3 protein-coding genes and 1 pseudogene are annotated in these 1,981 nt (G+C 64.5%); all 4 read left to right on the top strand.

The genetic code is table 11. The features are described 5' to 3' along the window. Window positions 1–69: 69 nt before the first annotated feature. Window positions 70–354 carry a KH domain-containing protein gene (locus tag QZ079_RS09225; RefSeq protein WP_291288744.1) on the top strand — a complete coding sequence of 95 codons (285 nt, stop codon included), beginning with the start codon at window positions 70–72 and terminating at the stop codon, window positions 352–354. A gap of 23 nt (window positions 355–377) precedes the next feature. Then, on the top strand, window positions 378–947 hold the full coding sequence (locus tag QZ079_RS09230; protein ID WP_297037552.1) for a ribosome maturation factor RimM: 570 nt from the start codon (window positions 378–380) through the stop codon (window positions 945–947). Next, window positions 938–1,710 (top strand): annotated as a pseudogene (trmD, locus tag QZ079_RS09235) (tRNA (guanosine(37)-N1)-methyltransferase TrmD). Before QZ079_RS09230 ends, trmD begins: the two are co-directional and overlap by 10 nt. 78 nt (window positions 1,711–1,788) lie before the next feature. Further along, the coding region (gene lepB, locus QZ079_RS09240) for a signal peptidase I (protein WP_297037553.1) at window positions 1,789–1,981 on the top strand (193 nt) is incomplete at its 3' end.

Genomic DNA, 1,981 nt, shown 5'->3' on the forward strand with positions numbered 1-1,981 from the left:
GGCCGAGGCTGCGAAGGCCGCCGAGGCTGCTGAGGCCGAGGCCGCCGAGTCGACCGAGGAGTAGGCATCGTGGCCGAGGAGCAGGCGGCTCCCGTCGCGACCGAGGCCGAGCTCTCCGATCGCATCGCCGATCTGGTCGAGTACCTCGTGATCTCCATCGTCGATGACGAAGACGCCGTGAGCCTCGAGGTCATCGACGGCGAGGACGCCTCGGTGATCGAGATTACCGTCGCCGAGCCGGATGTCGCGAAGGTCATCGGGCGCCATGGGCGCACCATCAAGGCCATCCGCACCCTCGCCCGCGCGCTTGCTGCGCGTCTTGGCACGGCCGTCGAGGTCGAGGTTCTCGGGTAGGGTACGCGTTGTCGAGCCGTTATATGAACATAGCCCGCGTGGTTCGTCCGCACGGGCGCACCGGGGAGGTCATCGTACGTGCCGTACATGGCCTTCCTTTTTGTATGGAACCCGGGCTCAGGGTGGCGCTCACGCCGCCCGCGCTCGATCGGGATCGCTTCTGCGAAGTGCTCGAAGTCGCTGAAGACCCGCAGGGCGCGCGCGTCCGTTTGAGCGGAATCGACTCGATCGACGCCGCAGAGGCCGTGCGCGACTGCTTTGTGCTCGCGTGCCGCGACGACATCGAGCTCGGCGCGCTCGACGCCCCCTGGGTCGAGCTCATCGGGCGTCACCTTATCGATGAACGCTTCGGCGACCTTGGCACCATCACGGAGATCCTCGAGACGCCCGCGAACGATGTTTGGCAGGTCGAAGGACCTTACGGCGAGGTGCTCGTCCCTGTGATCGAGCAGGTTGTCGCTAAGATCCCCGAAGAGGGCGACATCCCCGTCCGCATCATGGACGGCCTTCTGACATTGAGGACAGTCGCCAATGTCAGGACAGATGGGACAGGCGTTCAGGACGACGAGGGGCGGGATCGCGCATGCTCATAGAGACGCTCTCTGTGTTTCCCGAACTCTTTGAGCCCTACGTGTCCGCCTCCATCCTGGGACGGGCGCGCGCGGCCGGCATCTTTGATTTTAGATCCTATGACCTGCGTGACTGGACGCACGACCGGCACCGCACCGTTGATGACGAACCGTATGGCGGTGGTCAGGGCATGCTCATGAAGGCACCTCCCATCTTCGAGGCGGTGCGTGCCATCGCGGGCGAGGGTCCCAAGCCCCATGTTGTCTTCTTCACCCCGTGCGGTACGCCGTTTACCCAGACGGCGGCTGAGCGGCTTTCGCATGAAGAGCGCATCCTCTTCGTGTGCGGCCGCTACGAGGGCATCGACGAGCGCGCCTTCGACCTTGCGGATGAGCGCCTTTCGCTTGGCGACTACGTGCTCACCGGTGGAGAACTCGCCGCCCTCGTCGTAACCGACGCCGTCGTGCGGCTTCTGCCGGGTGCCTTGGGCGACGAGATGAGTTCCGTCGACGAATCGTTTGCCACGGGAGCTTCGGGTGGGCTGCTCGAATACGCCCAGTACACGCGGCCGGCAGACTTCGAAGGCAGGGGAGTGCCGGACGTGCTGCTTTCGGGCGACCACGCCAAGGTCGACGCCTGGCGCCGCGAAAACGCCATCGAGCGCACGTGCCGCTGGCGGATCTCATCGCCTCCGCCGGACTCACCGATGCGGAGCGCGAGCGTGCCTCGGCACTCATTGAGCGCTATCATGGCCTCGGGCATCCCGACGACATTCAACCCCGCTAGGAGGTTTTCGTGCTCACGCACCAGCATTCGGTACTTCGCGGCGTCCTCGAATGGATTGTCACGTTCGCGCTCGTCTTCGTGTTCTTCATCTTCATCCGCATGTTCGTGATCGAGCCCTATCGCGTGCCTACGGGTTCCATGGAGCCTACGATCGAGGTCGGCGACCAGGTGTTTGCGCAGAAGCTCACGGTGAACCTTGGCATGGACGTGAGCGTCAGCGACATCGTCGTCTTCAAGAACCCCGACGGCGACGCCGACCACGACATCCTTG

The sequence above is a fragment of the uncultured Enorma sp. genome, from assembly GCA_905210055.1.
Taxonomy (GTDB): domain Bacteria; phylum Actinomycetota; class Coriobacteriia; order Coriobacteriales; family Coriobacteriaceae; genus Enorma.